This window comes from Paenibacillus sp. LPE1-1-1.1 (assembly GCF_040676435.1).
Classification (GTDB): domain Bacteria; phylum Bacillota; class Bacilli; order Paenibacillales; family Paenibacillaceae; genus Pristimantibacillus.
The window spans coordinates 359,418-384,686 of sequence record NZ_JBEGHY010000044.1 but is presented as its reverse complement, the minus strand read 5'-3'; the positions used below and the strand labels follow the sequence as shown (position 1 = coordinate 384,686).

The following is a 25,269-nucleotide window of genomic DNA, read 5'->3' as shown; positions in this document are numbered from 1 at the left end:
ATGCGGCATGGAGGCCGGATATGTCCTGCTATTTTTTTTGCAAATGCAAAAGTCCTTAATCCTTGCTTAAACGCTCAAGGAGCGCATCCCCATTGGTGCCAACCTTGACGTAGGCAAAATGGGCATTCCGTTCGGTCTCGGTGCCGGTGCCTTCCGGGACGAAATAAGTTTCAATGCCGTAATAGATGCTGTCCCAGCCGTTAGAGATGCCGTTTATGACAATCTCATTGCCCTTTATGGAATCTCCGGCTTTGTATAAACGCTCAAATTCGTACACGCCATTATCGCCCCGAAGGAGCACAACCTTGATTCGCCGCGCGCCTCCGCGCGCTTCCAACTCCTTAGCGATGCCTGGCGGCGGCGTAGAAATGCCGTAGTTGAGCCTTACGTAATCACCCTGCAGCAGAGATCTCGGGTCGAGCGGCTCAATCGCCAGCTTAACCGAGGCGCCGCTCGAGAGCAAAGCTTCGCTCGTTGCGGCATGGTACCCGACGTAACCTAGCTGCAGCGCAATAACTACGGCGATTAAAATCGGGCTTTTGCGCAGCAGCCGACTGTACGAGTCGGTGCCCTCAGGCACGCTTGCGCGTGTCCGGTATGCGTAGATATACGTAACCGCAATAGCAACCACGCCTAACAGGGCAAGGGTGATCGACTTGTGGAACAGCGTCCAGAACAAATCGTAATATTTGTACGCCAGGAACATGAACCAAAACACCAAGCTAACTGCCGCTTCGAAGACTTGGCCGCGGCGGACAAACAGGAAAGCTAACGCGGTTACGACGATAAAATGAATAAGATTAAACAGCTCGTACGAATAGGGGAAGATATCATCCATAAATGTGAGCCAAAACAGCAGAAGCAGCATGAACGGCAACCCGCATTCCCGGAGATGCTGCCTTTGGACGCCCTTTGCGAGCAAATGGTGGCTGGCATAGATGACGGCATTCAGGGCTGCCAGGATCAGCACGATAAAGGAATAGGCTTGCTGGATGTATTCAAACAGCTGGAAAAGCAATATGGCCACATTTAGATTGATTAAAGAATAGATGAAAAAATGCTGTGCCCGCCCATGCAGCTTGAACCAGCCTGCCGTCGTGACGGCTAAGAACAGTAAGGTTAAGCCTGCCCAATCGATCCACGCGATCGCAATCAACCCTGCGGCGTATCCAATGGTAAGCACCGTGTAACGGATAACGGCGTTTAGGCGGGGCAGCAAGAGTATGGGTAGCACGAACAGCAGCGAAATGACAAACAGCACATGCTGCGGTTCAATCTCATCCGAAGCGAGCAGCACTAAGCCGACTAGAGAAATGCTGCCGATTAAGACGCCGATAACGGTAACGGTTGCGGAGACGATTTTTCCGACGAGGGCACCGTGGTGGGCCCCGGCTTGCGTGTTCTCCTCGCTCTTCTCCGTGCTTGCGTCACGCGCCCCCAGCTTGTTTAGAAAACGGAAGAAAAAGAAGTTTCCGGTTAGCAGCACAGCGACAAAGAGAAGGCCGAAAACAAAAAAGGAAGTCGAGGCATGCTCCGAAAGCAGCTCTAAAAATTTAAATACGGCATATGCCGATGCGGCAAGCCCGTTAAGCGTAAGCATAACCTTATCCAGACGAACCTTGATAAAATAGTAGAAGCCCAATGCGATTGCAGCTATGCATACGATATTCATCCATGGACCGGACACCTCGTACTGCGTGGAGTTCGTTAAGACGAGCACCGAAATATGGAAGACAACAAAGCTGGCATATTTCAGAGGCGCGGAAGAGAAGCATTTGCTTTCAATTAATACGAACAAGATGAGATTAATAAGGGCAAACATACAGCCGATCAGCCAAATTTCGTTGTCACTGCGAACGATATAAAGCGAGCTCGGGAAAAAGTACTGCCACAGCGTCAAATGGACCAGCGCATAAGCCAATACGTAAAATGGATTAAAGCGGGTAATAAAAGCCAGCAGCAGAGCGGGAATCGACCAAACGAGAAAGAGCTCGTAGTTGTCGGCATGGGAATTATAGATTTGATTTAGCAGGGCAACGGCAGCGCCAAAGGAGATACAGCCGCCGACTAGAAAAATAGCGGACAAAAAAGAATGGTGTCCGAGCACGATCTTCATTTTGGAAAAAACGAACGCAGCGCCGTAGAACAGGACCATGATGCCTGCGGAGGCGAGAATTTTATCGGCACGGCCGAGACCGCCCCAATTGGCAGCGAAAAAGTAGATGATAGCAGCAAGGAGCAGGGACACGCCCATGAGGAAGCCGACACGTGTAACATTTAATCGCAGCATTGGAATCACATGCCTTTCTGGTTGGTATGTCTTGTATTATAATGACCCAATCAAAAGCGAACTAGTACTCACTTTTTGTAGTACTGCGCTGAGCAGACATGCTTGGCCGCACCTGTTAACCACCTAATGAATGCGTTTACTTGTCAAAAAATATTTAAATCGACAAATTTCAACAACGATTTTATAATGATGGTACGAATAGACTACTAAATGGTGTTTATTAGTAAAAAGGCAAGATTACATATGGGGTGGGCGGCTATCATGACCAACATCATTAAGAACATTCGAAGCGCTGTTAAAGAGAAGGACGAGCATTTATCCGGGCGGGATCGCGACATGGTTAAACGGAATTTTGTCGTGCTGCTTGCACTATCTTTTACCCTGGTTATCACGTTATTAAGCGTCCTGGCCTTTATCGGCCAAGGGGCGGTGGATTCCGGTACCCTAAATATTATTGGCCTGCAGTTCGCGACAACGGCTGTGTATGCGTTTTTCTATTTTTCCCGCAAGTTCATTCCTTATATTTCTTACTTGGCCATTATCGGTTCGGCTATCAATTCCTTCTCCTCCATTTTTCAGACTCCGAGTATATCGAATACGTTTTCCATTTTTTATTTGCTGATTGTTTGCGTTATATTTATGAGACTGTGGCCGCTTATTCTAGGGCTTACATTAGGCTTTGCCGAGCTTTTATACATAGTGATCGTACAAGGCGAGCAGCTTAAGCTTGACGAAGCGACTATCCCTACATACATTATTCTCTATATTTTAATTTCGGGGCTTCTTTTTGGTCTCATCGGCGTGACCTCGCGGCTGATCAAAAGCATGGAGGTTTCTCGTGAGCAAGCCGAACAGCTGTCTCTGCTGCAGGAGAACCAGAAGCAAAACATGTTGGACCATGTGAACGTGGTATCGGCGCATCTGCAGAGCGTATCGGAGGCTGGCGAGGACAATAACTACTCCTTCGTGGAGATGAATATTGCCTTTCAGGAAATATCCCGCGGCGCGACAGATCAAGTGGATTCTACACTGGCAATCAGCGATTCGATCCAAGAGATGAATGTGTTGGTTAATCAAATGTCCGATTCCATTGACGATTTGCTAAACAAAACAAGCGATGCCGCCGAACAGGCTGAACAAGGCAAGAACCGCATGTTGAAGCTGTCGGATACAAACGCTGCTTTTACGCGCGACATTGAGTCCGTGAACGAGGAAACGTCTTTGCTTATTGACCGCTTAGCGGAAACGAGTCAGTTCAGCGCAACGATTCGGGATATAGCCAATCAAACCAACCTTTTATCTCTCAATGCAAGCATAGAAGCCGCGCGCGCCGGCGAGCATGGCAAAGGGTTTGCCGTCGTAGCCGCGGAAATTCGCAAGCTTGCCGATATGACTGCCCAAGCTGCCATCTCCATAACCGAACAGCTGACCCAGTTCGCCAGCCAGTCGGAGGCTACGCGCAGCAAGCTGAGCCAAGCGGCGGGCAGGGTTCGTGAGAGCCATGAGATTACGGAGAACACAAGGCAGTCCTTTGAATCCATAGCCGGCGCGGTGTCGGAGCTTAATACGCTAACAACCGGTTATGGAAGCCTGATGCACAAAATCAGCTCTTCCTCCGGCGTTATCGCGGATTCCACTACTAACCTGGCGTCCATTAGCCAGGAAGCCTCCGCCACGCTTGAACAGCTCTCTGCGACGCTCGATACCCTTTTGGTGAGCAACAAAAGCAGTCTGGAGCGGGTGAAGGAAGCAGAAATGAATTTGCGAAGCGCTGCGGAATAAGAAAAATCAAAAGCTTCTGACAGCGGCTGTCAGGAGCTTTTTGGGCTTTCATTTGCATTAGAGCGTAAGCAGATCGCGAGGGGAATGCGAATTTGGATCACAACCATGCAAAAAAAAGTTTTTAAGGCAGTTCCGACTGCATCCGAAGCGGGTTGGAACATACTAAACCAATAAAGGAATCCAAAGGGTAGTTATTGTGCTATCCTTAAGAGTGCGAGTGAAAAAACTAATAAAACGTAGAAGAGGTATATAGATGAGTGAAATAAAGTTTGCGGATTATTCCTTAAGCGATGAGATTGTTCGAGCGCTTGCGAGCCTGGGCTACGAGACGCCTACCGAGGTGCAGCGCGAAGTCATACCGGTAGCGCTGGAGAAGCAGGACTTGGTCGTTAAGTCCCAAACGGGCAGCGGCAAAACGGCTGCCTACGGCATTCCGTTATGCGAGCTTGTCGATTGGAACGAGAACAAGCCCCAAGTGCTTGTGCTCACGCCTACTAGGGAGCTGGCCCTTCAGGTTAATGAAGACATTACGAATATCGGGCGCTTCAAGCGAATTAAGTCGATGGCGGTTTACGGCAAAGCTCCTTTTCATATCCAGAAGGCGGAGCTCAAGCAGAGAACGCATATGGTCGTAGGAACGCCCGGCCGCGTCCATGACCATATCGAACGGGGCACGCTCCCTATCGAGCGCATTAAATACCTGGTCATCGATGAAGCGGATGAAATGCTGAACATGGGCTTTATCGAGCAGGTACAGTCCATTATCGAGCAGCTGCCGACAGACCGGGTGACGATGCTGTTCTCGGCTACTTTCCCGGAGGATATTGCGAAGCTGTCGCATAAATACATGAACGATCCCGAGCGCGTCGAGATTAAAGCTGAGGGACTAACGACAGCCACGATCGAGCATTCCGTTATCGAAGTGAAGGAAGCGGACAAATTTGCCCTGCTGCAGGACGTGATGATTGTCGAAAATCCGGACAGCTGCATTATTTTTTGCCGCACCCAGGAGAATGTGGATCAGGTTTTCCGTCAAATGGCGGAGCTGGACTATCCTTGCGACCGCATCCACGGCGGAATGGAGCAGGATGAGCGCTTTGAAGTGATGAACGCTTTCCGGAGAGGGCAATTCCGTTATCTGATCGCAACGGACGTGGCTGCAAGAGGCATCGATATTACGAATATTACGCATGTCATTAACTTTGATATCCCGCTGGAGAAGGAGAGCTATGTCCATCGCACGGGAAGAACCGGCCGGGCAGGCAAGACCGGGAAAGCCATCACCTTCGCGGCTTCAAAGGATGCAAGGCGCTTAGCCGAAATAGAGGGCTACATCGGATTCAGCATTCATAAGGCCAAAGTGCCTTCCGAGGAAGCGGTAGACCTTCGCCGCGAGGCTTTTGAACAAAAGCTCAATATCGGACCGGTTCTCAAAAAGGACAAGCGCGAGCAGCTAAATAAGCAGATTATGAAGTTGAACTTTAACGGCGGCAAGAAGAAGAAGCTTAGAGCCGTTGATTTCGTCGGAACGATTGCCAAAATCGAAGGCGTGTCCGCTGATGATATCGGGATTATTACGATTTTGGATAATGTGACGGATGTTGAGATCCTGAACGGCAAGGGGTCCCTCGTGCTTGAAGTCATGCGAAATACGACGGTCAAAGGCAAGCAGCTTAAGGTTCGCAGGGGAAATAAGTCATAGCTTCATGGATACTGCATGTTGGATATCGAGTAAAGGATTGACATGCAGCTGCAAGCATCCCCAATAGCGATCAGGAGATGATTATGGAAAGCGTTGTTTATCAGGCGGTAATGCTTGCGGCGGCGGCATTGATGTTGGCTGCCTTGTTATCCATCGTTTATGTAAGCTGGCGAAACGGGATCTCTCCCATGCCTGCATCGGCGCCGGTGCGGCGGGAAGTCGTTGCGGTGATGAAACGGCTGCCGGGCAGCGGGATCATGGTAGAAGCGGGTTCGGGCTGGGGAACGCTGGCGATGCAGATCGGAAGAAGCTGCAGGGACTGGCGTATCATCGGAATCGAAAATTCAGTTATCCCCATGTGGATATCTTTTTTGGCCGCCAAACTCGAAAATCGGGCCTCTGTATCGTTTATTAGGGGTGATTTATACACATATTCGTACCGGGATGTGGATAGGGTTGTGTGTTACCTTTATCCGGGGGCGATGCGGCGTTTGAGTATCCTATTTCGGGAGGAATTGAAGCCTGGCGCGCAGGTGATCAGCGTGTGCTTCGCGCTTCCGGATTGGGAGCCTGAGCAGGTGATTATTTGCCGCGACATCTATCGCACCAAGATTTATGTCTACAAGGTTCATTAACGAATAGGAAAGCGGGTCGACTTTATGAAAACGGACCTAAAGGAGCTTTTTGGCGACATTGATATCTATTTGTTTGATCAGCTGCTGAAGGGGCGAATCACGAAGGAGATGCGAATTCTCGATGCCGGGTGCGGCACCGGACGAAATCTTGTCTATTTGCTTCGCAGCGGCTATGAGGTATTTGCGGTCGACCGCTCCGAAGCGGCTATTCAAGAGGTACAGAGGCTGGGAGCCGCCTACGCGACTGACTGGCAGGCGGATCAGGCAAGGGTTGAACCTGTCGAGCAGATGAGCTTTGCGGATGCGAGCTTCGACTTTGTCATCAGCAGCGCGGTTCTGCATTTCGCGGACAATGAAGCCCATTTTGAGCAAATGGTGAATGAGCTTTGGCGCGTGCTGGCGCCCGGCGGCAGGCTGTTCGCGCGCCTAGCTTCCTCTATCGGCATGGAGTCCGGCATACAGCCGATCGGCGATGGGCGTTATCTGCTCCCTGACGGAAGCAGACGTTTTCTTGTGAATGAGGAACGGTTACAAGCGCTGACCGGGCGGATGAGCGGACAGTGGTATGAACCGCTCAAAACGGTCATCGTAGCAGGCAAACGGTGCATGACGACCTGGTGTATCCAAAAGCCCGGCTGACGGATAACCGCCTACGTTTGAAGCCACCAAATCCCCGCGCATTCCGGCAGATGAACGAGCCCTTGCTCAGCTACCCGGTCAGCCAGCTCATCGCCAAAGAAGAAGCGGGTCAGCTGCTCCGCCTGCTCGGGACTGTCGAACATATAGTCGGTTCGCATCCAGCGATGCGAGAAGCCATAGTCATTCTCCAGCGCGGCGTAGTAGCGCTTCAAGAAGGCGGGGGGATTCGGCGTTTCGAAGCCGGTCCCCATCGTCTCAAAAAGAATGACGGTTCCCCCCGGGCGGAGTACGCGCTTGATTTCACCAATAACCTGACGGATGTTCTGTTCCCACTCAGGCAGCTCGTCGCTGCCTAAATAACAAATGCTCCAGCCTGACACGATTAAATCCGCGCTTTGATTCTCCAAGGGAAGACTGCGATGATCCGCAGCGCTCGTTCTCCAGTTCGTATGTCCCGCATGCCGCAGCCGTTCTGCCGTAACTTGCAGCATCGCTTCCTGCGCATCAAGCGCGATAACCGATCCCGCCTCTCCGGCCAGCACGGCTGTCAGCCTGCCGGATCCGGCTCCAAGATCAACGACATCCAATCCTTTGACCGGTCTGATGGCCTCGATAGCGGGTCTCAAATTCGGCTGCTTCGCGATTAATTCATGATATCGCTCCGCTTCGTTCAAATAAATTTCGTTATGATCCGGCAATGATATCCCTCCTCCATTGGGTTAGCGTAATGATACCTCCCCAGCATAAAGGTGTACGTAACGTTAAAGTCAATAGCGTCAGCAAAAGGGACAAACTAATGGCTCATTCCATTCCGCAGATTTTCGATGACATCGCTGGCGATTGGGATATTCAAGTTTTTCAACGCTAATAAGACCGAACCGATTACAGGCGAGAGCTGTGGCTTCGCCACGCGGTACTGCTTGCGGTTTCCGTGCAAAAGCCGCTCGTTCAGCCGCTCTAAGAAATAAGGGCTGTTCGCAACGCTGCCAATGAAGGTAACGGTTACCTCGCTGCTTGCGAAGGATGCGGCAATCAGCTCTAGGCCAACTTTAATCTGGTCAACGGCGCGACTGCACACGCGGATAGCAGTGGAGCTTCCTTGCGCCGCGGCAGCTGTAATAGCCGGGGCAAATTCGCCGAACTGTTTATCGCGTTCTCGGCGATCCTCGGCGAATCCTTTTTTGGCGGCGGCTGCCAGGCCGTCAATCGATGAAAACTGCCAGTGCGCGAGCATTGCCTGCACAAGCTCCTGATCGGTACCGTCCGTATTGCCGGCTAATATTTCATAAACAGCATCATAGGCGATGAACCGGGCAGCGCTGGCGGCATAATGATGAAAATCATAATTGCGTATGAATTGCCCGTCCTCTGTTATTCCTACAATAATGGACCCGGTGCCGGCGATAACCACGATGCCGGGCTCGCCCAACAGGGCGCCTGCGTGGGCGGAAACCGCATCGTTGACATGCCATTTCGGGCAGGTTAATCCCGGCAGCTCCGTTAGAGGCGTAATCCATTCCAGATCATTCGGCGCATCAAAGCCGGCAACGCCGGCGACAAGTGCCTGCACATGATCATGCGCTCGATTGGCTTGGCGCAGCGCATCCGCTAGGGCTCCTTGTACATTTTGAACGGCGTTCTCATCCTTGTAAAAGGAAGCGGAGCCCCGCTCGATATAAGAAAGCACATGGCCGCGCAAATCGCAAACCATGACGCGGGTATGTGTTCCGCCCCCGTCAATTCCAATAACAACCAGCTCTTCGTTCATAAGAAACCCCCATGAAATGCATGTTAAAACGGATAATGATTGCTTAATATATTACCTCAAATTACCATATAAAAGAAGCTTTGCGGAATGGGAAAAGGATACTCGTTCATTTAAAGCCGTCGTTTAAATTGCGTTTAAACAAGAAAGGTAAAGTAAGAAACGTGGTGGAGAGAATAGAGAAACAGGAGAGATACCGATGAACAATAAAAAAAGCAATGTTAAGCGGTTCATAGGACTCATTATGGAGACGAACCCTCCGAAATTAATGCTGTCCGTGGCGGTTATACTTAGCGTCATTACGACGCTTGTAGGTTTGACGATTCCCCTATTTACGAAAAACATGGTCAACGGCTTCTCGCTGGGTTCATTAAGCACGATGCAAATCGTCGGCATGGCTGCGGCTTTTATCGCGCAGGTAGTGTCTGGCGGCGTTTCGGTTTATTTGCTGCATTACAGCGGCAACAAAATCGTTTCGTCGATCCGCGAGCGCCTATGGAGCAAGCTGCTGCGCTTGCCGGTTCCGTACTATGACAACAAGTCTTCCGGCGATACGATCAGCCGTCTCACGAATGACACGGCGCTGCTGAAGGGCCTCATTACGGAGCATGTAACCGGCTTTTTCACCGGCATTTTGTCCATTATCGGCGCGCTGTCGATCCTGTTCTACATGAACTGGCAAATGACGCTGATCATGCTTACCGTATTCCCGGTGGCTGCTTTAATTATGGTGCCGATCGGCCGTAAAATGTACAGCATATCCAAGTCGACGCAAGCAGAAAACGCCAGGTTTACATCGGTCGTGAACCGTGTCGTCTCGGAGATTCGTTTGGTCAAGGCATCGGGCTCCGAGCCGGCCGAATACGAGCAGGGGCGCATCGGCATTCAAAATTTGTTCGGCTTTGGCTTGAAGGAAGCCCGCATGCAGGCACTGATATCGCCGATCGTCTCGTTTATTATATTATTGCTGCTCGTTTGCCTGATCGGCTTCGGAGGCGTGCAGGTATCATCCGGCGCTATGACGGCGGGCGAATTAGTCGCGTTCATTATGTATCTGTTCCAAATTATGCTGCCGATCACGCAAATTTCGCAGTTCTTTACGCAATTTCAGAAAGCGATGGGCGCAACGGAGAGCATCATTGGCATTATTGAATCGGAAGAGGAAGACCAAGACAGCGGCAAGGCTGTGACGGAAATGAACCAAACGCTGAAGGTAGAGAATGTTTCCTTCGCGTACAAGCCGGAGGAGCCGATCCTTCGAGATGTAAGCTTAACGATCGAAGCGGGCAAGGTGACGGCGCTTGTCGGGCCAAGCGGCAGCGGCAAGACGACGCTGTTCTCCCTGCTGGAGCGCTTCTACGATCCAAACTCAGGAGCTATCCGGCTTGGCGGTACGGACATCCGGGATGCTTCGCTGCGCTCGTGGCGCAGCCAGATCGGCTACGTTTCTCAGGAAAGTCCGATTATTGCGGGGACGATAAGAGATAATTTATGCTATGGCTTGGCCCGCGGCGTAACGCAAGAGGAGATAGAGCAGGCTGCCCGGATGGCGTATGCGGACGGATTTATCGAGGCATTGCCGAGCGGCTATGAAACCGAGGTTGGGGAGCGCGGCATCAAGCTCTCCGGCGGCCAGAGGCAGCGGATTGCGATTGCCAGGGCGCTGCTGCGGGATCCGCATATTCTAATGCTCGATGAAGCGACCTCGAATTTAGACAGCAAATCGGAAGAGGTTGTGCAGGACGCGCTCAAAAATCTGATGATCGGACGGACAACGGTCGTCATTGCCCATCGCTTGTCGACCGTCGTTGACGCGGACTCGATCGTATTTCTAGAGAAGGGCGCCATAACCGGCGTCGGCACGCATGAGCAGCTGTATGCCAGCCATACGATGTATCGCGAGTTTGCCAATGGCCAGCTCCGCATGGATAAAACAGCTTCATAAGCGAGGAGGGGAAGAGATGGGCTACTTGCTCGTTGTAGACGACGATCCGCATATCCGGGAGCTTGTCCGCGTTATTTTGCAGAAGGAGGGAATGCTCGTGCAAGAAGCGCCAGACGGGCAAGCGGCGCTCGCCCAGATGGAGAAATTGCCGGCTGATATGGTTATTTTGGATATCATGATGCCAAACATGGACGGCTGGGAGCTGTGCAAGGAGCTGCGCAAGCAATACGACATCCCTCTGCTGATGCTGACAGCCAAAGGCGAAATGGGCGATAAGCTAAAGGGCTTCAATCTGGGTACGGACGATTATTTGGTGAAGCCGTTTGACCCTGCGGAGCTGACCGTCCGGGTTAAGGCTCTGCTGAAGCGTTACCGGATCGCGGTATCGCAGCAGGTGACCGTTGCGGAGTTGATGCTGGATCGCCAGACGTATGAGGTGAGAGTGAACGCGGAATACACGACTCTTCCCCCGAAGGAGTTCGAGCTGCTGTTCATGCTGATCAGCCGCCTAGGGCGTACCTTGACACGGAACCAGCTGATCGAAGCGATCTGGGGTTATGATTTTGACGGCAACGAACGAACGCTCGACGTTCATATTAACCGGCTGCGCGAGCGGTTTGTGGCATGGGATGTCTCGATCAAAATCAGCACGATTCGCGGCTTAGGCTATCGGCTGGAGGCTTTGAAATGAAGCGTGGATTAACTAAAATCGAGATAGCGCTGCGCGTCGCAGGGTCAACGGCCATGGTATTCCTCTTCAGCGGCGGCGCTTTCTCGCTTGCGTATTGGTTGACGGATTGGTTCTATGCCAGCCATGCAGTGGATTTGCCCGAATATGTTTTGCAGCTCGTGAACTGGGGACTGGGGATCCTTATCTTAATTTTGCTGGTCGCGATCATCAACTTGTTTACGCATTCGAAGCAAAGGGCCGTTTGGATCGAAATGATGGATGCGTTAAAGCGGATGGCCAAAGGCGATTTCAATGTGATGCTCGACCGGGACAAGAAGTATCACGGGCAAATCGGCGCTTTCATCGAGTCCATTAACGATATGGCCCATGAGCTGAAGCAGGTTGAGCTGCTGCGCCAGGAATTTATCTCGAATGTTTCGCATGAAATTCAATCTCCCTTAACCTCGATCCGGGGTTTTGCGAGCACCTTGCAGCGCGAGGACCTCAGTCCCGAGGAGCAGCGGCATTACTTATCCATTATCGAAATGGAAACGACGCGCTTGTCCAAAATAAGCGATAATCTGCTCAAGCTGACCACGCTTGAAGCCGAGCAGCAGCAGCTCGATACGAAGCGCTACCGCCTCGATACGCAGCTTGAGCATATCGTGCTGGCTTGCGAGCCGCAGTGGCTGGAGAAGGAGCTGGAGCTCGAACTCGAGCTGGAGGAAACCGAAATCGTGGCCAATGAAGAGATGCTCAGCCAGGTGTGGGTGAACCTTATCCATAACGCGATCAAGTTCACCCCCGTACAAGGGAGCATAAAAATCGTTCTCCATCGGATGGCCAATGAAATCAAAGTAAGCATTGCCGACAGCGGCATCGGAATATCCAAGGATGATCAGCCGCGGATTTTCGAGCGTTTCTATAAAGGGGATAAGCAGCGCACGAGAACAGCCGACGGGAGCGGGCTTGGCTTGTCGATCGTAAAAAAAATCGTGGAGCTGCACCGCGGCGGCGTTACGGTTTCAAGCCGGCTGCATGAAGGCTCTTTGTTCGAGGTATCGCTGCCGGCGGAATAGTCCCATTGCGGGCAAGCGATGACGGCAAAAAAATGAATCCTTATTCATCTTCCATATTTTAAACTTCTTCGTTTTGTTTCAAAGCGAGCAGATGCGGTTATTCTTAGTTATATCACAACACAGTCGCAACACAGAAAGGGGAAGATGAATATGGGATTCTTATGGACAATCATTGTCGGCGGGGTAATTGGTTGGCTAGGCGGTTTATTAGTAGGTCGTGACGTTCCAGGCGGAATTATCGGAAACATCATCGCCGGTCTTGTCGGAGCTTGGTTAGGTACCCTTCTTCTTGGCTCATGGGGACCAGATGTAGGCGGATTCGCTCTCATTCCAGCCATTATCGGAGCCATTGTGGTCGTACTGATCTTAAGCGCCATTTTGCGAGGAACAAGAAGAGCATAGGTTGGCTTTTACGCAAACTTGATAAAACCGTTGTTGAAGTAGTAACGTATACTTCAATAGCGGTTTTTTCTGTGTGTATAAAGCGAAGACGGAAGAGGTTGGATAAAATGTTCATAACGATTGGTATTCTCGCTGCTTTTGTTCTTGTTGTCTATTTGCTGCTGCAATATTACCCTGCGTTCGGGGCCAGGCCGTCCAAGGAGCGGCGGCAGCAGCTGAGCGGATCGAAGCAGTACGCAAGCAAAAAGTTCATAAATGCGATTCCTACCGTGATGGAAACCACGACAAGAGAAAAGCTGAAGCTCCTTATCGCATTCATTAGAGGAAATCCCCATGCAAAGCCGGGTAAGCCGATTGCCATCGAGCGTATGAGCGATGACTATTTAAAGCGCAGCGGACAGCAGCCTAAGCTTACCTGGTTCGGCCATTCCGCTGCCATGCTGCAGCTGGACGGAAAAAATCTGCTGCTTGATCCGATGTTCGGCAATGCGCCGTCCCCGTTTCCGTTGATTGGCGGAAAAAGATTTAACAGCGAGCTGCCGTTTGAAATCGAACAGCTTCCGGTGATCGATGCGGTACTGATTTCGCATGATCATTATGACCATTTGGATTACGGTTCCATTGTAAAGCTTAAAGATAAGGTTAAGCGGTTCATCGTTCCGCTGGGCGTGGCTCCGCATTTGGTGATGTGGGGAGTCAATCCGGCCATGATTGAGGAGCATGACTGGTGGGATGAGTTTGAGTATGAAGGACTGAAGCTGGCTTGTACGCCGGCGCGGCATTTTTCCGGCAGGAGCCTGACGGACCGTGACGCGACGCTCTGGTGCTCTTGGGTCATTCACGGACGCGAGGCTAAGGTCTTCTTTAGCGGAGACAGCGGTTACGGTCCCCATTTCAAAGAAATTGGCGAGAAGTACGGACCGTTCGACCTTACTTTAATGGAATGCGGCCAATATGACGAGCGCTGGGCCGCCATTCATATGATGCCGGAAGAAACCGTTCAAGCTCATTTGGACGTAAGGGGAGCGGTCATGATTCCGATCCATTGGGGCGCTTTCACGCTGGCGCTGCATAGCTGGACTGATCCGGTAGAACGTGCCGTGAAAGCCGCCAAGGAGCTCAACGCCAGAATTTCGACTCCGAGAATTGGCGAGACCGTGCTGATTCAAGCGGCATCCTATCCTTCTTCGGTTTGGTGGAGGTAAGCTGGGTAAGCAGCAAGCAAACAGCCTGCCGGGATTTCCCGGCAGGCTGTTTGAGCTAGGGTTAGACAGGAATGATTGCGGAACGCTTGTTGTCCCAGCGCCATGGAGGGTCATGCCCTTCCAGCAGCACGCCCCCAAACCATTTATGGATGCCGTTTAACTTTGCCCAATCCTTGCCATTTCCAGCGACTTCAGCACCCAGCCCGGTTAAGCTTATTTTGGAATGCAGGAAGCTTTGGGGCGAATCGTACAAGCCGGGAATGCTGACGCTGCCCTCGAGGGCAATGAGCGGATGGGACCCTTGCGCGAGCTGCCGCAGGCAGAACCAATACTGAGTATCACCCATTCCAAGCACATGATGCATGTCGCCCGTTTGTTGGAAAAGCCGCAAAGGGGTATCGGTTCCTGATGCAAGCAGCTCCAGCGTCGTTTGCTCGATGACGCCAAGGCCGTTTTGCACGGAAGGGTAACGGGATAAATGCAGCTTGAAGGCGTCTTCCAGGAAAGGAAGGGCAGAGGTATCCTCCTGCAGCAAATCGGAGATTGCCGTAGGTAGCATGGCCGTGTAGGCTTCCCATGCTTTTTTGCCTAACGAGAGCTGCCCGGGGCTGACTTCTTCCCAGGTATTCATGAGAGTGGACAGCTGGGCAGCAGAGAGCTGGCCTAAACCGTGAAATAACGGAATGCCCGGGAACTGATTGATGCTAAGCAAATAAAGCTTTGTATTGCCTAAACTTTGACCAGAGAACCAGTGCAGCAAGTAGCTTAGCATGGTTTGGTCAAACAGATCATGCTCGAACCATAGCACGACATCCTCATGCAGATGGAAGTCCGCAAGCCGTTTTTCCTGTGCTTCCGCGGATGTCTTCCATTCCTCCAAAGGGATGCCGAAAGCTTCCTCCATGTATTGGCCTCTGGCGATTCGGTTTGCGGGCAGCTCCTGCCGGAGAAAGACGGGCCCCTCGGTATACATTTCCCTCCATACGAGAACATCGCCCTGAGCGCCTGCGTCCTTCAGCTTATTTCCAACCGAATCCCCATTCACAATATGCAGCATCGTTTCGCCTCCTTATAGGTTGATATTGGCGGAAACGAGCCGCTCTTGCAACCTGGAATTCGAATGCAATGCCGTTAACGGAAATAAAGTCTTATTCTTGCGATGAGTCGTGAAGTTAACGGGCAGGAAAGCCGGGAATAATTGAAGAAGTATTACTATAAGGCTTCCAATTTCAAAATAATTTCACTTTGAAGCGATAATTTGAAGGCAGAGGGGAGATTCTATAACGATGTATGAACAGAAAACAAAAGAAACCGACCACAGCGTAATTGAATTTATTGATAATGTGGAGAATCTTAAGAAGCGCGAAGACGCCTACAAGCTGTTGGATATATTTACGGAAACGACAGGCTATCCCGCGAAAATGTGGGGACCTAGCATCATTGGTTTCGGCTCATACCATTACAAATATGAATCCGGACACGAAGGAGCAGCACCGCGGGCTGGTTTCTCGCCTAGAAAAGCAAAGATAAGTTTGTATTTTGCGACGGGCGATACCGAACGGGCTAGACTGCAGCAGCAGCTCGGGAAGCATACTGCAGGCAAAGCCTGTGTCTATATCAATAAAATAGACGACATTGACGTTGAAGTTTTGAAAGCGATGATCAAACAATCCGTTAAATTCCTGAATGAGACCTATCCGGATGATTAAGCGGGCAATTAAAGACTATTCAATAAATGTGCGGCAGAACTGAACCTCATATTGGGTTATAGGCTGCCGTTTGATTTTTACGCAAGCCGTGATCACGAGTGATTGACGTTCGGCTGTCGGAACGCCGGAGCTTTTATCCTGGCGGAAGGATTACGAAACGATAAAGACGAAATCATTTTTATAAAAGGTGTTGACAGCAGCTTCAAAATATATTATCTTTAATTCAAGATAATTAAATTAAAGATAAATGCAGCGCGGAAGGGAGTGATAATCATGGCAAACGAAAAACAAAAACAAAATGATTCATTAGATCTCTTCATTGCGCTGTCCAGAGCGACCCAATGGGTGAACGCGCATGCGGATCGCGATATACGCAAGAACGGCTTGAACCGGACGGAGTTCGGCGTGCTGGAGCTGTTATACCATAGAGGACCGCAGCCATTGCAGCAAATTGGCGAGAAGGTGCTGATGAGCAGCGGAAACATCACGTACGTCGTGGATAAGCTGGAGAAGAAGCAGACGGTGCGCCGCCGGGCATCAACCGAAGACAGACGCCTCATTTATGCCGAGCTGACCGATCAGGGCAAACAGTTCATAGAGGATGTGTTTCCGGCGCATCAAGCAACGATCGAGCAAGCGGTAGGCGGACTTTCGCCGGAAGAGAAACAGCTCGCAAGCAAGCTGCTGAAGAAGCTGGGGAAATTTGCGCAGGAGCATTACAAGTAGCGCAGCTTATGTTGAACTTTTGCCGCGAAGGACGGCGTCAGCATTTTACGCCTGAGGACATTAGCCCTTTTTATATCAAGCAATCGGTTTGCTGCAAGCAATGGAAGCAAACAACCGTTAACGCTTGTCTAATATCTTAAATTAAAGACTCTTTAATTAGTAACAAAAACAATAAAACAAAAATGGAGGAATTTAAAATGAGTATCGCATTGGGATTGTTGGTCGTTCGTTTGGTTGTCGGTTTGTTGTTCGTAGGGCATGGCGCGCAGAAGCTGTTCGGTTGGTTCGGAGGTTACGGTCCAAAAGGAACGGGCGGCTGGTTAGAATCCATCGGCGTTAAGCCGGGAGTTGCAATGGCCGTTGTTGCCGGTTTGATGGAGCTTGTGGGCGGAATCTTATTCGCAGCAGGCTTGCTTACTCCGCTTGCCGCAGCGCTGATCGTACTCACTATGCTGGTCGCTATCGTAAAGGTGCATGGACAGAACGGGCTTTGGGCTACGGCTAACGGATATGAATATAATCTCGTGCTATTAGCCATTGCTATAGGTGTTGCATTAACGGGAGCGGGCGACTATTCACTTGACGCATTCATTCGTTAATCTGTAATATCATTAGTTACAATACTTTCAATATTATATAAAATAAGGAGTGTATTAATATGACAACTCAAACGACAGGTATTCACCATATTACTGCTTTTGTAAGAAACGCACAGGTTACCGCAGATTTTTACGCAGGAGTGCTTGGACTTCGGTTAATTAAAAAAACGATCAACTTTGATGCCCCCGAGGTATATCATCTGTACTTCGGTGATGAAATCGGCAGCCCAGGCACCATCATTACATTTTTCCCTTGGAAAAATTCACGCAAAGGCAAAATTGGCGGCGGCCAAGTCGGTTACACAACTTATGTAGTGCCAGCAGACGCCTTTGATTTTTGGAAAGAGCGGTTGGCTAAACTGCATGTTGAATATACGCAAACAACCAGATTCGGCGAAAATTACTTGCAATTCGAAGATCCGGACGGCTTGAAACTTGAGATTGTAGCCCGTGAACAAGGGGCGAACAGCAAATGGGCATTTGGCGGCGTACCGGCGAATAAAGCGGTCAAAGGCTTCGGCGGAGCTATACTGTACAGCACGGCTCCTGCCCAAACCGCAGAGCTGCTCGTAAAAGTGATGGGGCTGGAGAAAGTAGGCGAAGAAGGCGGTTACGCCCGTTTTCAATCAACAGGAGATATAGGTAACCTTATCGATGTCAATATCGAGAGCATGGAGCCGGGCCACGGCGGAGCGGGAACGGTCCATCATATTGCTTGGCGGGCAAAAGATGACGCAGAGCATGCGCTTTGGAGAAGCCACGTGGAAAGCAATGGCTTCCAGCCTACGCCAATTGTTGACCGGCAATATTTTAACGCGATCTATTTCCGGGAAACGGGCGGCATTTTATTCGAGATCGCAACGGATCCTCCGGGCTTCTCCCGTGATGAAGAAACGGAGCACCTGGGCGAGAAACTGATGCTTCCGGAATGGTATGAAGGGCACCGCACACAAATCGAGCAATTATTATCGCCATTTGAAGTTAGAGTATTGGAGGATGACAAATGATGAAGCATATTTTCAAACAAGGTTCGGATCAAGCTGCGCCAGTACTGCTGCTCTTACATGGCACGGGAGGCACCGAGCGGGATTTACTCCCGCTTGCCGAACGGTTATCGCCAGCATCGTCTGTGCTCAGCGTACGAGGCAACGTGCTCGAGAATGGGATGCCTCGTTATTTCCGCAGGCTGGCTGAAGGCGTATTCGACTTAGAAGATCTTCGGTTCCGGACGAAGGAGCTGAATGAATTTCTGGACAGCGCCGCTGCAGAGTACGGCTTCGACCGCAGCAAGCTTGTGGCGGTTGGTTATTCCAACGGCGCAAATATTGCGGCTAGTCTCCTGTTCCACTATCAAGGAGCTCTAAGCGGGGCGATATTGCATCACCCGATGGTTCCGATCCGCGGCTTAGAGCTTCCCGATCTGACTGGTGTTCCTTGCTTTATCGGCGCAGGATCAAACGATCCGCTGTGCACGCCGCAGGAAACCGAAGAGCTTAACCAATTGCTGCAAGGAGCGGGCGCAGCCGTTGCCGTCCATTGGGAGCCGTTCGGCCATCAATTAACGAGCTCCGAAGTGGAAGCTGCTGCAGCTTGGTATAAAGAAGCCTTCAAAGATTAATTAATTCTAGCCAATTGCCGCAAAAGGAGGTCTGTTCGTGAAATCCATCGATCCCGCGAGCCAGAGCGTACAGGACAATTATAAGCTGCTCATCGGCAGTATCGTGCCAAGACCCATCGCCTTTGTTACGACACGGTCCAGCGAAGGAGTGCTGAATGCAGCGCCGTTCAGCTTCTTCAATATCGTAACCGCGAATCCGCCGATGGTAGCGGTATCCGTACAGCGCAAGCCGGACGGTCTCCAGAAGGACACCGCCAGAAATGCCGTCAGCGCAGGGGAGTTCGTTGTCCATATCTCGGATGAGAGCTACATCGAAGCGATCAATGTAACGGCGGCGATTTTGCCGGCGGAGGAGAGCGAGGTTGCGCTTGCGGGTTTAACGCCCGTAGCCAGCGAAACCATCGGCGTGCCGGGTGTCGCCGAGGCGAGAATCCGGATGGAATGCGTGTTGGAGCAAGCACTCGCGCTTGGCGGCAGCGCGGATTCGCCCGCTTGCGACCTATTGATTGGCCGAGTCGTCCGCTTTCATTTGGATGAGGCCTTGTACGAGAATGGGCGCATCGATGCCAAAGCATTAAAGCCGGTCAGCCGCTTGGCTGGCAGCGATTATGCGAAGCTTGGGGAACAGTTTTCGATTGAACGGCCTAGTTAAGGAAGGTGTGGGTAAGGGATGGTTGTATTAAGCTTCATATTCGTCGCGCTTGTAGCCATAGAGCATATTTATATCCTTGTGCTTGAGATGTTTTTATGGAATACGCCGCGGGCACGCAAAGCATTCGGAACGACCAAGGACTTTGCGGCGAGCACGAAATCGCTGGCTGCCAACCAAGGGTTATATAACGGTTTTTTGGCAGCGGGCCTGCTATGGGGGCTTTTTCGTCCGAATGCCGATTTCGGCCATCAAATCCAACTTTTTTTCTTAATCTGTGTCCTTGTGGCTGCGGTTTACGGCGGCTTGACAGCGAAGAAGTCAATTCTCGTCGTTCAAGGCCTGCCCGCACTGCTTGCGCTGCTATTGCTGCTGCTTGTGCTGTAGTCTTCCCCCGCATACGAGACTGCTCGATGCGCCTAACCAAAAAAGCCCGTACATGGCTAGTACTCGCCGGTATGGGCTTTTTTAATATATAAGAATTTATATGTTTTCACATATAAATGTGCTTATATATCTCCGCGAAACGACTGCTTTTGCCATAGAGGACGGCGACAGCCGTTTACGCTTGCATTAGCTAAACGAGGCGCCTGCGGATAGCGCCGGAGAGTATATCGATGACGGTAATCAGAATGACGATGCCGAGCAAAATAATGCCGACGCGATCCCAGTTGCGGGTGCTCAGGGCAAATATGAGCGGCGTACCGATGCCGCCGGCGCCAATGACTCCGAGAATGGCAGCGGAGCGCATATTGATTTCGAACCGGTACAGCATGTACGACAGAAAACCGGGCAGCACCTGCGGAAGGACGGCAAACCATAAAATTTGCAGCCTATTCGCGCCGGAAGAGAGCAAAGCCTCGACCGGTCCTTTGTCCATATTTTCTACCTCATCCGCAAACAGCTTGCCCAGCATGCCGACCGAATGCAAACCGAGCGCAAGCACGCCGGCGAACGAGCCCGGCCCAACGGCCTTAATAAACATAAGGGCAAGCACCATTTCAGGCACGGCGCGAATGAAGCTGAGCACCATTTTTCCTGAGCCGGAAACGACCCTTGAGCCGCTCATGTTGACTGCTGCCCAGAAGGCAAGCGGCAGGCAAAGCAGCGATGAAATAAAGGTGCCCAGAATCGAAATCGCAAGCGTCTCCAGCAGGCCCCGCAGTAAATCCTCGCCTTCGGGCAAGTATACGAAATCCCAGTCGGGGGAGAGAATGCCGGTTACGATCGCTTTCGTAATTTGGACGGCCGTCTCTTTTATGCCTGTATATGGAATGCCTGCGAACGCCCAAATATAGACGACGGCAAGCGCAAGGTAAATCAGCCAGCGGAAACGGTTTTTTTTAGGCTTTTGAATGATTGCGTTCCATGGTTTGGTCATAACAGCTTCTCCCGCAGCTTCGTGCTTGAATAATCAATGAGCAAGACGATGGCTAATGTGAAAATAATGATGACGCTCGTTTTGTCGTATTCCAAAAAACCCAGCGTGATTTCATAATAATGGCCGATGCCGCCGGCGCCCACGAGCCCAAGCACGGCTGCCGCACGGACATTGATTTCAAAGGTATACAGCGTAAAGGACATGAAATGAGCCTGTATTTGCGGGATGACGGCAAATAGAATACGCTGCATGCCGTTTGCTCCGACCGCGGTCATCGCCTCCAGCGGTCCGCGATCGATGCCTTCCAAGGCTTCGTAAGTAAGCTTGGCAATCAAGCCGAAGGAAAAGACGGTCAGCGCCATCGTGCCCGGCAGCGGACCGATTCCGACGATAGCGACAAAGATCGCCGCGAGCAGCAGATCAGGGATGGTGCGTATGAGGTTCAGCACAAAACGTACCGGATGGCGGAGCCACCGGCTTCTTACGATATTTCCTGCACAGAGCAAAGCGATCGGCATAGCGATCAGGGCGCCGATCGTCGTCCCGATGAGCGCCATTCGAATCGTCTCGAGCATCGCGCCGGCGATATTGTCGAAGTAGGTCCATTTGGGCGGAAACATTTCGGCAAGCAGGTCGAACATATTCGGAAAACCTTCGATGAGCTCGCCAAGCGTAGCTTCCGTTTGAACCGAGCTCCCCCAAAGGAGCAGAACAATAATCAAAGCCGTCAAATAATGCTTGAGCTTGCCGGGCGGCTTTGGATAGTTCGCTTTAGCGGGTGATCTCATGCGCGCCGCTCTCCCAGCAGCTCGGCATCTTCAATGGGACGTCCGTATATTTCAGCGAACCGTTCATCGGTCGCTTCACCCACGGGGCCGTCAAATACAACCTGCCCGGCGCGCAAACCGATGATTCTTGTCGCGTATTGGCGAGCCAAATCGACATAGTGGAGATTGACGATCGTCGTAATGCCTAGTTCTGTATTAATTTTCTTCAAATCATCCATAACCTGCTTCGTCGTCAGCGGATCAAGGGAGGCGACAGGCTCGTCAGCCAAAATAATTTTTGCTTCCTGCGCGAGTACGCGGGCAATCGCGACCCGCTGCTGTTGTCCGCCGGAAAGCTCATCGGCGCGAGAGTATGCTTTTTCGACAATGTTGACGCGGTCCAGCGCTTCGAAGGCAAGGTTCATGTCCCGCTCGGGGAAACGTCCCGTCAAGGTCGTGAATGTGGAGTGGTAGCCGACTCGGCCCGCGAGTACGTTGCACAGGACGGTAGAGCGCTTAACAAGGTTGAAGCTCTGAAATACCATGCCGACGTTACGGCGAATCAAACGCAGCTGCTTGCCCTTTGCTTTGGTAATGGATTGCCCGTTAATGAGGATATCGCCCTCTGAAATATCATGCAGGCGGTTGATGGAACGCAGCAGCGTTGACTTTCCGGCACCGGAGAGCCCAACGATGACGACAAATTCGCCTTTGGCAAAAGCAAGATTGATTTTGTTTAAGCCGATTGTCCCGTTTGGGTACATTTTCGATACATTCCGCAGCTCGATCACGGGAACATCATTCCTTTGCTCATTATCATAGTCATAAGGATAGCCAGTCCTGGCGCTGATGCGCTTGGACTGGCTTTTTGAACATATAGTCTGGTGAATCCTCGCTAATGCGAGAAGGTTATTCTGTTTTTACCTTTTCCCCGTACTCGCGAACGATGTCGAAGATGCTGTCTTCGGACTTCACGTAGCCTTGGTGGGAGTAAATATCAAATATAATTTGACGGCTGGCTTCTTCATTTCCAAGCGCAATAAAGGTATCCTGGATTTTGGTTACCCATTCCGCGTCCATGTCCGAACGAACGGAGATCGTGTCATTCGGAATGTTTTCGGTATAAGTCAGCACGCGGGTATCGTCGAATACGGTCGGAAAATCTTTGGAAACGAGCGTGCGCGCATCCTGGAAAATCGCAGCCGCATCCACGTCGCCGTTCAATACGGCAATAACGCCCTGGTCATGGCCTTTTACCGTAACGGCCGTTACGTCCTTCAGCGGATCAAGTCCCGCATCGAGCAATTTACCGGCCGGCCATACGAAGCCTGCGGAAGAGGTCACGTTCTGATAGGCGATTTTTTTGCCCTTGAGATCCTCAACGGTTTGGATATCGGAATCTTTTTTCACGATAATCATGGATTTGTAGAAATCAACGAGCTCCTCGGTCGGAGCGCCGGTGTCATCTTGTACGCCAAAGCGCTGTGCTTGGAGAATAACCTCGGCAGCGCCTTTATCTTTCGCTAATACATAAGCTGTCGGGGGAAGAAAGCCGACATCGACTTTTTTGGAGGACATCGCCTCGATAATCGTGTTATAGTCGGTTGAAATACTCACTTCAACGGGAATGCCAAGCTTATCGGAGAGGAGCTTCTCCAGCGGCTTAGCCTTTGCTTCAAGCGTATCTGCGTTCTGGGAAGGCACGAATTGTACGGTGAGCTTCTCCGGCACGTAGCCTGCAGCCTGCTCGGTAGCAGCCGGTGCATTCGTAGCTGCCTGATTTGTTGCCGCGGCTTCGTTGTTGGAGTTGTTAGTGCCACAAGCACTGAGCAGAGAAAAGGAAAATAAAAGCGGCAGAACAAACTTAGTCATTTTTTTCAAACGATAACCCTCCAGAAATTCTAATTTATGGTACTTCTACAGCATAAAGTCATTTTATTAGCTGTCCGTAAACGAGGCGATAAGCTTTTGTAAACGAGTGGAAACGGGATCTCCTTGGCTTCTTTACCTGTTAAAATAGGGAATAAATGATCATTATAGAAGGGAAGTCGCAGCATGGGGCCGAGCGTTGAATTTACATGTGAAATGATGGTGACCAGCGATATTCACGGTCACATTCAGCCCGTGGAGTACCGGACGCGGGAGGAAAGGCATGCCGGCTTATCCAAAATAGCCACGCTTATAAAAGAAGCCAGGAAGAAATCTCCGGAGCTGCTGCTGGTGGATAATGGCGATCTGCTGCAGGGAACGCCGTTCGCTTATTATGCGGCGACAGCCGGCAAGCACCGGCTTAATCCGGCGATTGCGACGCTGAATGAGCTGCGATACGATGCGGCAGTGCTCGGCAATCACGAATTTAATTACGGCTGGGAGCTGCTCGCCAAGGCGGTAGGGGATTCCAGCTTTCCATGGCTTTCGGCCGGAATCGTAAACCGCGAGACGAAAGAGCCGGTGTTTGGAAAGCCATATATCGTCAAGACATTAGGTCCGAACATCAAGGTAGTAATACTTGGTGTTACAACGCATTACATTCCCAATTGGGAGAACCCGAAGCATATCAAAGGACTCGAATTTCAAGACGCGCTGGAGACGGTCAAACAGTGGGCCGACTATATACGGAAGGAAGAGCAGCCGGATTTGCTTGTGGTCTCCTATCACGGCGGCTTCGAACGAGATCTATCGAGCGGCGAGCCGGCAGAGAAGCTGACAGGCGAGAATCAAGCCTATGCCATGTGTATGGAAGCAGAGGGGATAGACGTTCTGATAACGGGGCATCAGCATCGTTTTATAGCCGGCGAGGTGAATGGGGTTACCGTCATTCAGCCGGGCTGCAATGGACAAGCAGTGGGCAAGATCAGCGTTGCCTTTCAAAAAACGCAGAGCGGCTGGATGATTGCTAGGAAGCAGGCGGAGCTGCTCAGAATAGACGGAGCGGTTGCGTCAGACCCGGCTATTTTGTCGTTGACGGGTGAAGCGGAAGAGGCCACGCAGACTTGGCTCGATCAGACGATCGGACACATCCGGGGCGACATGACGATAGCGGATCCACTGCTCTGCCGCAGCGCCGACCATCCCTTCATTGCGTTCATGAACAGAGTGCAGATGGATGCGGCGGGCGTGGATATCTCGAATGCGGCTCTCCTGAACAACGAATCGGAGGGCTTCCGCGGGGAAGTGACCATGCGGGATATCCTGGCAAACTTCATGTATCCGAACACGCTGACCGTCCTCAGGCTTCGCGGAGAGGATATAAGAGCTGCGCTAGAGCAAACCGCAGCCTATTTCCAAGCGGATTCGAACGGTGCCTTAGGCGTCAACCCTGCCTACCTGGAGCCAAAGCTGCAGCATTACAACTATGACATGTGGGAAGGCATCGAGTACGAGCTGAATGCGGCGAAGCCGATCGGCCAGAGGGTGACGAGACTAACCCGGAACGGACTGCCGCTGCGAGGTAACGAATGGTTCGATGTGGTCATGAACAATTACCGTGCGGCCGGCGGAGGCGATTACGAAATGTATCAGGGTAAGCAAATCGTACGCGAGGTGCAGATCGATATGGCGGAGCTCGTTGCGGCCTACCTGCAAAAGCATGGCGTAGTCGAGGCGGTATGCAACCATAATTGGCAGGTGGTTTTGAAGAAATAGTCTGGGCTTTGGCGGCAATGCCGGAGCGGATCAAAAAAAAGGCAGCTCACAAAGTCAATGA

Annotated in this window: 25 protein-coding genes; 17 read left to right on the top strand and 8 right to left on the bottom strand. The window is 51.3% G+C overall.

Features of this window, described 5'->3' with window-relative positions:
- Positions 1 to 55 precede the first annotated feature (55 nt).
- On the bottom strand, positions 56 to 2,290 hold the full coding sequence (locus MRBLPE1_RS28390; protein ID WP_364152387.1) for a GDYXXLXY domain-containing protein: 2,235 nt from the start codon (positions 2,288 to 2,290) through the stop codon (positions 56 to 58).
- 261 nt (positions 2,291 to 2,551) lie between these two features.
- Here MRBLPE1_RS28390 and MRBLPE1_RS28385 point away from each other — a divergent pair, with 261 nt between their 5' ends.
- The 4 genes from MRBLPE1_RS28385 (at position 2,552) to MRBLPE1_RS28370 (ending at position 7,048) form a co-directional block, all read left to right on the top strand.
- Positions 2,552 to 4,072, top strand: coding sequence for a methyl-accepting chemotaxis protein (locus MRBLPE1_RS28385; RefSeq protein ID WP_364152384.1), 1,521 nt, complete (start codon positions 2,552 to 2,554; stop codon positions 4,070 to 4,072).
- A gap of 253 nt (positions 4,073 to 4,325) precedes the next feature.
- Positions 4,326 to 5,774: a DEAD/DEAH box helicase gene (locus tag MRBLPE1_RS28380; RefSeq protein WP_364152381.1), complete on the top strand. Its 1,449-nt coding sequence runs from the start codon at positions 4,326 to 4,328 to the stop codon at positions 5,772 to 5,774.
- Between the two features lie 83 nt (positions 5,775 to 5,857).
- Positions 5,858 to 6,409 (top strand): class I SAM-dependent methyltransferase, encoded by a 552-nt coding sequence (locus tag MRBLPE1_RS28375; protein WP_364152378.1) that lies wholly within the window; start codon positions 5,858 to 5,860, stop codon positions 6,407 to 6,409.
- A gap of 24 nt (positions 6,410 to 6,433) precedes the next feature.
- The gene (locus MRBLPE1_RS28370) at positions 6,434 to 7,048 is read left to right on the top strand and encodes a class I SAM-dependent methyltransferase (RefSeq protein ID WP_364152375.1); all 615 of its coding nucleotides are present in this window, start codon (positions 6,434 to 6,436) and stop codon (positions 7,046 to 7,048) included.
- Between the two features lie 11 nt (positions 7,049 to 7,059).
- Here the strand turns inward: MRBLPE1_RS28370 and MRBLPE1_RS28365 are convergent, their stop codons facing one another.
- Both MRBLPE1_RS28365 and MRBLPE1_RS28360 read right to left on the bottom strand, forming a co-directional pair.
- The gene (locus tag MRBLPE1_RS28365; RefSeq protein WP_364152372.1) at positions 7,060 to 7,746 is read right to left on the bottom strand and encodes a class I SAM-dependent methyltransferase; all 687 of its coding nucleotides are present in this window, start codon (positions 7,744 to 7,746) and stop codon (positions 7,060 to 7,062) included.
- A gap of 95 nt (positions 7,747 to 7,841) precedes the next feature.
- On the bottom strand, positions 7,842 to 8,816 hold the full coding sequence (locus MRBLPE1_RS28360) for an N-acetylglucosamine kinase (protein WP_364152369.1): 975 nt from the start codon (positions 8,814 to 8,816) through the stop codon (positions 7,842 to 7,844).
- A 196-nt stretch (positions 8,817 to 9,012) separates the two neighbouring features.
- Between MRBLPE1_RS28360 and MRBLPE1_RS28355 the strand changes: the two genes are divergently transcribed.
- From MRBLPE1_RS28355 to MRBLPE1_RS28335, 5 genes are all read left to right on the top strand, one after another.
- A complete protein-coding gene (locus MRBLPE1_RS28355; protein ID WP_364152366.1) occupies positions 9,013 to 10,758 on the top strand; it encodes an ABC transporter ATP-binding protein in 1,746 nt (581 codons plus the stop codon).
- A 16-nt stretch (positions 10,759 to 10,774) separates the two neighbouring features.
- Positions 10,775 to 11,449: a response regulator transcription factor gene (locus MRBLPE1_RS28350; RefSeq protein WP_364152363.1), complete on the top strand. Its 675-nt coding sequence runs from the start codon at positions 10,775 to 10,777 to the stop codon at positions 11,447 to 11,449.
- Complete coding sequence (locus tag MRBLPE1_RS28345; RefSeq protein WP_364152360.1) at positions 11,446 to 12,507, top strand: HAMP domain-containing sensor histidine kinase; 1,062 nt, start codon at positions 11,446 to 11,448, stop codon at positions 12,505 to 12,507. Before MRBLPE1_RS28350 ends, MRBLPE1_RS28345 begins: the two co-directional genes overlap by 4 nt.
- 150 nt (positions 12,508 to 12,657) lie before the next feature.
- The gene (locus MRBLPE1_RS28340; protein ID WP_364152357.1) at positions 12,658 to 12,909 is read left to right on the top strand and encodes a GlsB/YeaQ/YmgE family stress response membrane protein; all 252 of its coding nucleotides are present in this window, start codon (positions 12,658 to 12,660) and stop codon (positions 12,907 to 12,909) included.
- A gap of 272 nt (positions 12,910 to 13,181) precedes the next feature.
- Positions 13,182 to 14,114 (top strand): MBL fold metallo-hydrolase, encoded by a 933-nt coding sequence (locus MRBLPE1_RS28335; protein ID WP_414698936.1) that lies wholly within the window; start codon positions 13,182 to 13,184, stop codon positions 14,112 to 14,114.
- Positions 14,115 to 14,175: 61 nt separating this feature from the next.
- Here MRBLPE1_RS28335 and MRBLPE1_RS28330 read toward each other — a convergent pair whose 3' ends face one another.
- Positions 14,176 to 15,171 (bottom strand): DUF1835 domain-containing protein, encoded by a 996-nt coding sequence (locus MRBLPE1_RS28330; RefSeq protein ID WP_364152351.1) that lies wholly within the window; start codon positions 15,169 to 15,171, stop codon positions 14,176 to 14,178.
- 229 nt (positions 15,172 to 15,400) lie between these two features.
- Here MRBLPE1_RS28330 and MRBLPE1_RS28325 point away from each other — a divergent pair, with 229 nt between their 5' ends.
- The 7 genes from MRBLPE1_RS28325 to MRBLPE1_RS28295 all read left to right on the top strand — a co-directional run bounded on the left by MRBLPE1_RS28325 (position 15,401) and on the right by MRBLPE1_RS28295 (position 19,802).
- Positions 15,401 to 15,823, top strand: a complete 423-nt coding sequence (locus MRBLPE1_RS28325; RefSeq protein ID WP_364152348.1) for a DUF1801 domain-containing protein — start codon at positions 15,401 to 15,403, stop codon at positions 15,821 to 15,823.
- Positions 15,824 to 16,096: 273 nt separating this feature from the next.
- A complete protein-coding gene (locus MRBLPE1_RS28320) occupies positions 16,097 to 16,549 on the top strand; it encodes a MarR family winged helix-turn-helix transcriptional regulator (RefSeq protein ID WP_364152345.1) in 453 nt (150 codons plus the stop codon).
- Positions 16,550 to 16,746: 197 nt separating this feature from the next.
- Positions 16,747 to 17,148, top strand: coding sequence for a DoxX family protein (locus MRBLPE1_RS28315; RefSeq protein WP_364152342.1), 402 nt, complete (start codon positions 16,747 to 16,749; stop codon positions 17,146 to 17,148).
- Positions 17,149 to 17,207: 59 nt separating this feature from the next.
- A complete protein-coding gene (locus tag MRBLPE1_RS28310; protein ID WP_364152339.1) occupies positions 17,208 to 18,155 on the top strand; it encodes a ring-cleaving dioxygenase in 948 nt (315 codons plus the stop codon).
- Positions 18,155 to 18,766, top strand: a complete 612-nt coding sequence (locus MRBLPE1_RS28305) for an alpha/beta hydrolase (RefSeq protein ID WP_364152741.1) — start codon at positions 18,155 to 18,157, stop codon at positions 18,764 to 18,766. Before MRBLPE1_RS28310 ends, MRBLPE1_RS28305 begins: the two co-directional genes overlap by 1 nt.
- Before the next feature lie 37 nt (positions 18,767 to 18,803).
- Positions 18,804 to 19,418, top strand: coding sequence for a flavin reductase family protein (locus MRBLPE1_RS28300; protein ID WP_364152336.1), 615 nt, complete (start codon positions 18,804 to 18,806; stop codon positions 19,416 to 19,418).
- Positions 19,419 to 19,436: 18 nt separating this feature from the next.
- Complete coding sequence (locus MRBLPE1_RS28295) at positions 19,437 to 19,802, top strand: DUF1304 domain-containing protein (RefSeq protein ID WP_364152333.1); 366 nt, start codon at positions 19,437 to 19,439, stop codon at positions 19,800 to 19,802.
- Positions 19,803 to 19,992: 190 nt separating this feature from the next.
- On the opposite strand, the gene phnE (MRBLPE1_RS28290) is transcribed toward MRBLPE1_RS28295, so the two are convergent.
- The 4 genes from phnE (MRBLPE1_RS28290) to MRBLPE1_RS28275 form a co-directional block, all read right to left on the bottom strand.
- On the bottom strand, positions 19,993 to 20,796 hold the full coding sequence (gene phnE, locus MRBLPE1_RS28290; RefSeq protein ID WP_364152330.1) for a phosphonate ABC transporter, permease protein PhnE: 804 nt from the start codon (positions 20,794 to 20,796) through the stop codon (positions 19,993 to 19,995).
- Entirely contained in the window at positions 20,793 to 21,584 is a 792-nt protein-coding gene (gene phnE, locus MRBLPE1_RS28285; RefSeq protein WP_364152327.1) for a phosphonate ABC transporter, permease protein PhnE, read from the bottom strand. The genes phnE (MRBLPE1_RS28290) and phnE (MRBLPE1_RS28285) overlap by 4 nt, the downstream gene beginning before the upstream one ends.
- The gene (gene phnC, locus MRBLPE1_RS28280; protein ID WP_364152324.1) at positions 21,581 to 22,354 is read right to left on the bottom strand and encodes a phosphonate ABC transporter ATP-binding protein; all 774 of its coding nucleotides are present in this window, start codon (positions 22,352 to 22,354) and stop codon (positions 21,581 to 21,583) included. The genes phnE (MRBLPE1_RS28285) and phnC overlap by 4 nt, the downstream gene beginning before the upstream one ends.
- Positions 22,355 to 22,472: 118 nt before the next feature.
- The gene (locus MRBLPE1_RS28275) at positions 22,473 to 23,435 is read right to left on the bottom strand and encodes a phosphate/phosphite/phosphonate ABC transporter substrate-binding protein (protein ID WP_414698935.1); all 963 of its coding nucleotides are present in this window, start codon (positions 23,433 to 23,435) and stop codon (positions 22,473 to 22,475) included.
- Positions 23,436 to 23,618: 183 nt separating this feature from the next.
- On the opposite strand from MRBLPE1_RS28275, the gene MRBLPE1_RS28270 reads away from it, so the two are divergent.
- The gene (locus tag MRBLPE1_RS28270) at positions 23,619 to 25,208 is read left to right on the top strand and encodes a bifunctional metallophosphatase/5'-nucleotidase (RefSeq protein WP_364152318.1); all 1,590 of its coding nucleotides are present in this window, start codon (positions 23,619 to 23,621) and stop codon (positions 25,206 to 25,208) included.
- Positions 25,209 to 25,269: the final 61 nt, after the last annotated feature.

Excerpts from the sequence above, each read along its gene's own strand:
- MRBLPE1_RS28310 (WP_364152339.1), top strand. The coding sequence starts at position 17,208 with ATGACAACTCAAACGACAGGTATTCACCATATTACTGCTTTTGTAAGA.
- MRBLPE1_RS28320 (WP_364152345.1), top strand. The coding sequence starts at position 16,097 with ATGGCAAACGAAAAACAAAAACAAAATGATTCATTAGATCTCTTCATT.
- MRBLPE1_RS28375 (WP_364152378.1), top strand. The coding sequence starts at position 5,858 with ATGGAAAGCGTTGTTTATCAGGCGGTAATGCTTGCGGCGGCGGCATTG.
- MRBLPE1_RS28330 (WP_364152351.1), bottom strand. The coding sequence starts at position 15,171 with ATGCTGCATATTGTGAATGGGGATTCGGTTGGAAATAAGCTGAAGGAC.
- MRBLPE1_RS28315 (WP_364152342.1), top strand. The coding sequence starts at position 16,747 with ATGAGTATCGCATTGGGATTGTTGGTCGTTCGTTTGGTTGTCGGTTTG.
- MRBLPE1_RS28335 (WP_414698936.1), top strand. The coding sequence starts at position 13,182 with ATGGAAACCACGACAAGAGAAAAGCTGAAGCTCCTTATCGCATTCATT.
- MRBLPE1_RS28355 (WP_364152366.1), top strand. The coding sequence starts at position 9,013 with ATGAACAATAAAAAAAGCAATGTTAAGCGGTTCATAGGACTCATTATG.
- MRBLPE1_RS28295 (WP_364152333.1), top strand. The coding sequence starts at position 19,437 with ATGGTTGTATTAAGCTTCATATTCGTCGCGCTTGTAGCCATAGAGCAT.
- MRBLPE1_RS28270 (WP_364152318.1), top strand. The coding sequence starts at position 23,619 with ATGGGGCCGAGCGTTGAATTTACATGTGAAATGATGGTGACCAGCGAT.
- MRBLPE1_RS28370 (WP_364152375.1), top strand. The coding sequence starts at position 6,434 with ATGAAAACGGACCTAAAGGAGCTTTTTGGCGACATTGATATCTATTTG.
- MRBLPE1_RS28360 (WP_364152369.1), bottom strand. The coding sequence starts at position 8,816 with ATGAACGAAGAGCTGGTTGTTATTGGAATTGACGGGGGCGGAACACAT.
- MRBLPE1_RS28275 (WP_414698935.1), bottom strand. The coding sequence starts at position 23,435 with ATGACTAAGTTTGTTCTGCCGCTTTTATTTTCCTTTTCTCTGCTCAGT.
- MRBLPE1_RS28345 (WP_364152360.1), top strand. The coding sequence starts at position 11,446 with ATGAAGCGTGGATTAACTAAAATCGAGATAGCGCTGCGCGTCGCAGGG.
- phnE (WP_364152327.1), bottom strand. The coding sequence starts at position 21,584 with ATGAGATCACCCGCTAAAGCGAACTATCCAAAGCCGCCCGGCAAGCTC.
- MRBLPE1_RS28350 (WP_364152363.1), top strand. The coding sequence starts at position 10,775 with ATGGGCTACTTGCTCGTTGTAGACGACGATCCGCATATCCGGGAGCTT.
- MRBLPE1_RS28305 (WP_364152741.1), top strand. The coding sequence starts at position 18,155 with ATGAAGCATATTTTCAAACAAGGTTCGGATCAAGCTGCGCCAGTACTG.
- MRBLPE1_RS28340 (WP_364152357.1), top strand. The coding sequence starts at position 12,658 with ATGGGATTCTTATGGACAATCATTGTCGGCGGGGTAATTGGTTGGCTA.
- MRBLPE1_RS28390 (WP_364152387.1), bottom strand. The coding sequence starts at position 2,290 with ATGCTGCGATTAAATGTTACACGTGTCGGCTTCCTCATGGGCGTGTCC.
- MRBLPE1_RS28380 (WP_364152381.1), top strand. The coding sequence starts at position 4,326 with ATGAGTGAAATAAAGTTTGCGGATTATTCCTTAAGCGATGAGATTGTT.
- MRBLPE1_RS28325 (WP_364152348.1), top strand. The coding sequence starts at position 15,401 with ATGTATGAACAGAAAACAAAAGAAACCGACCACAGCGTAATTGAATTT.
- phnE (WP_364152330.1), bottom strand. The coding sequence starts at position 20,796 with ATGACCAAACCATGGAACGCAATCATTCAAAAGCCTAAAAAAAACCGT.
- MRBLPE1_RS28385 (WP_364152384.1), top strand. The coding sequence starts at position 2,552 with ATGACCAACATCATTAAGAACATTCGAAGCGCTGTTAAAGAGAAGGAC.